We start from the raw sequence: 3,150 nt of genomic DNA, 5'->3' as shown, positions 1-3,150 counted from the left end.
CGCATGTTGCGGCACACGTTGCGGTCGAAGCGCGGATCGGCCAGCAGGCGCACATAGTACGTGGGCACGCCCATCATGACCGTGCTGCGAGGCAGGTAGCGCAGGGCCTGGTCCACGTCGAGCCTGGGCAGCCAGATCATGCGGGCGCCGGCCAGCAGCGCGCCGTGCGAGGCCACGAACAGGCCGTGCACGTGGAAGATGGGCAGCATGTGCAGCAGCACGTCGTCCGCACGCCAGCCCCAGTAGTCGTGGAGCACGCGCGCGTTGGAGGCCAGGTTGCCGTGCGAGAGCATCGCCCCCTTGCTGCGGCCCGTGGTGCCCGAGGTATACAGAATGGCGGCCAGGTCTTCCGGCTTGCGCGCCACGGTCTCGAACGCCTGCGGCATGCCGCAGGCCGCCTCCAGCAGCGTGCCGGTGCGGTCCTCGTCCAGCGTGTACACGTGGGGGCAGCCGGTCTTGTCGGCCACGCGCTGCACCCAGTCGCGGTTCTTGCTCGCGCACACCACGACCGACGGCTCGGCGTTGCCCAGGAAATACTCGATCTCGGCTTCGCGGTAGGCGGTATTGAGCGGCAGGTAGACCAGGCCCGCGCGCAGCGTGGCCAGGTAGAGCAGCAGCGCCTCGGGCGACTTCTCCACCTGCACCGCCACGCGGGCGCCCTCGGGCAGCTTCAGCGAAGCCAGCAGGTTGGCCAGGCACGCCGAGGCGCGGTCGATGTCGTCCCAGGTGTACAGCAGGTCGGGCGTCTCCAGCGCCACTTTGCGGCCGTCCGCGGGAAAACCGTCATGCAGGACGGCGTAGAGATTGGCGTTGCTCACCTTGTCTAGTCTCCAGTGAAGATGGGGTCTACGCCGGCCAGGAAGGCGCGCACGCCCTCCTTGTGGTCGCGGCTTTCGGCGTAGGAGAAATAATCGCGGTATTCGTCTTCGGTCAAGGGGCCGCCTTCGGCCAGGCGGCGCGAAAGCCGCTTGTTGATGCGCGCGGCCAGCGGCGCGCCGCCGGCAATGCGCCGGGCGCAGCGCAGCGTCTCGGCCGCCAGGTCCGCGTCGGCACCACGCGCGTGAGCAGGCCCATGCCCTGCGCCTCGGCCGCCCCGAAGACCCGGCCTTCGAGCAGGATGGCCAGCGCGGCGGCCCGCCCCGCCAGCGCGATCAGGCCCCGCATTTCATCGGGCGCCATGGGAAAACCCAGGCGGTTGATGGGCGCGCCGAAGCGGGCCGACGCCGTGGCGATGCGCAGGTCGCACAGGGCGGCGATCTCCAGCCCTCCGCCCACGCACACGCCTTCGATCTGGGCCACCACCGGGTGCGGGCATTGCGCCACGGCCTGGAGCGCGGGCGCCAGCACCTCGCGGTGATAGCGCAGCACGCCGGCCATGTCGCCGCGTTCGGCCGGAAACTCGCGGATGTCGGCGCCGCGGCAAAATTGCCGCCCTCGCCGCGCACGATCACGCAGCGCAGGTCCAGGTCGGCCGACAGGCGGCCGAACGTCTCGCGCAGCGCGCGCCACATGTCCACGGTAATGGCGTTGAGCCGTCCGGGATGCGACAGCGTCACCCAGGCCAGCGGCCCGTCGCGCTCCAGCCGCACGCGGCCGCCCGCCTGCGCACCGTCCGCCTGCGCGGCGCCCGCTTGCGCGCCGCCTGCTTCTCGTCCATGTCTCCTCTTCCTCGTTCCGGGCGCGCCGGGCCTCAGCCCACGCGCGCCACGCCCCGGCTCACGGCCGGCTTGCCCTCGCCCAGCCGGGCCAGGTTGTCGTCGAGTTCGTCCAGGTCGTACAGATAGTTCACCATCAGGCCGCAAGACTGGCGCAGCCCCTTGGGCGAGGTGTCGGCGGCCCAGTTCAGGCGCTCGATGCGCGCGCCGTTGCCCAGGTGGAAGCGCGCCACCGGGTCCACCGGCATGCCGTTCTTCATGGACTGCAGATAGTGCGAGGCGAGCCGGAAGGCCGCGCGCTGCAGGACCTCCGACCGGCCTTGCCCCGGCCGGGCGGGCGTGGGTCCAGGCGCCTCCACCCAGCGCGCGCCCTCGGGCGCGGCCGAGCGGGCGCGCGCCTTGTCGTCGCGCACGATGGCCTCCACGTCCGCGCCTGCGCCCAGCTTGCCCAGCCATTCCGCAAAGCCGGGCATCGGCGACAGGGTGGCGAAGGACTTGAGCTTGGGCAGCTCTTCCAGCAGCTGCTCCACCACGCGCTTGAGCAGGAAATTGCCGAAGCTGATGCCCTTGAGCCCGGCCTGCGTATTGGAAATGGAATAGAAGATGGCCCAGCGCGCCTTGTCCAGGTTCTGCGGCGGCGCCTCGCTGTCGAGCAGCGCCTGCACGTTGTCGGCCATCTGGCCGGCAAAGGCCACTTCCACGAAGATCAGCGGCACGTCCGGCATCTGCGGATGGAAATAGGCGTAGCAGCGCCGGTCGGGCGCGACGCGGTGGCGCAGGTCGTCCCACGACTTGATCTCATGCACGGCCTCGTAGAGGATGAGCTTTTCCAGCAGCGAGGCGGGCGAGTCCCAGGTCAGCCGGCGCAGCTCCAGCAGCCCCACGTCGAACCACGCCGACAGCAGCCCTTCGAGATCCTTGTCCAGCACCTGCAGGCCGGACACCTGCTTGCGCCAGCGCAGCATGTCCGCGCGCAGCGCCACCAGAAAGCCCAGCCCCTGCGGCAAGGCATTGAAACGCTTGAAGAAGCGCGCCCCTTCGCTGCCTTCGGCGGCGTAGCTGCCGCGCACCTGCGCCACGGCGGCCAGCATCAGCCGGCGCTCCTTGCCGTCGGCCGACTGGTACAGCTCGCACCAGCGCCTGGCCAGGCGGTTGGCCGCCACGTCGGTCAGGCGCGCCTCGAACAGGCGGCGCACCTCCGATTCGCTGGGCAGGCGCCGCGCTCCCAGAGGCGGCCCAGCCGCGTCATGAGGCTGGCGCTCTCCGGGGCCGCGGCCTCGGGGGCATCGCGTTCGGGCTCGAGGCGTGCGCGCGGCGCGCGCGGGCACGAGATTGCCGGGTGCGGACATGGTCGGACTCCTCAAGCACGACAGGATCGGGAATGGATTCGGCGGCCGCGCATCGGCGTCTTCCTCGCTGGCCAGGGCGCGCAGCCCTCGAGCTGGCGCATCAGGTGCCGGCGCGCCAGCATTTCGGCGCGCTCGGGATCGCGCGC

The 3,150-nt window shown here is 71.1% G+C and carries 1 protein-coding gene and 2 pseudogenes; all 3 read right to left on the bottom strand.

Annotated features, from left to right (window positions below):
• The coding region (locus tag AD428_RS24000) for an AMP-binding protein (RefSeq protein ID WP_152968216.1) at positions 1-818 on the bottom strand (818 nt) is incomplete at its 3' end.
• Between the two features lie 5 nt (positions 819-823).
• Positions 824-1,511: pseudogene (locus tag AD428_RS23995) on the bottom strand (enoyl-CoA hydratase/isomerase family protein).
• A 179-nt stretch (positions 1,512-1,690) separates the two neighbouring features.
• Positions 1,691-3,004: pseudogene (locus AD428_RS23990) on the bottom strand (malonyl-CoA decarboxylase domain-containing protein).
• Positions 3,005-3,150: the final 146 nt, after the last annotated feature.

The sequence above is a fragment of the Achromobacter sp. DMS1 genome, assembly GCF_001270295.1.
The sequence above is the reverse complement of the archived record's forward strand: the minus strand, read 5'-3'. Positions and strand labels throughout refer to the sequence as shown.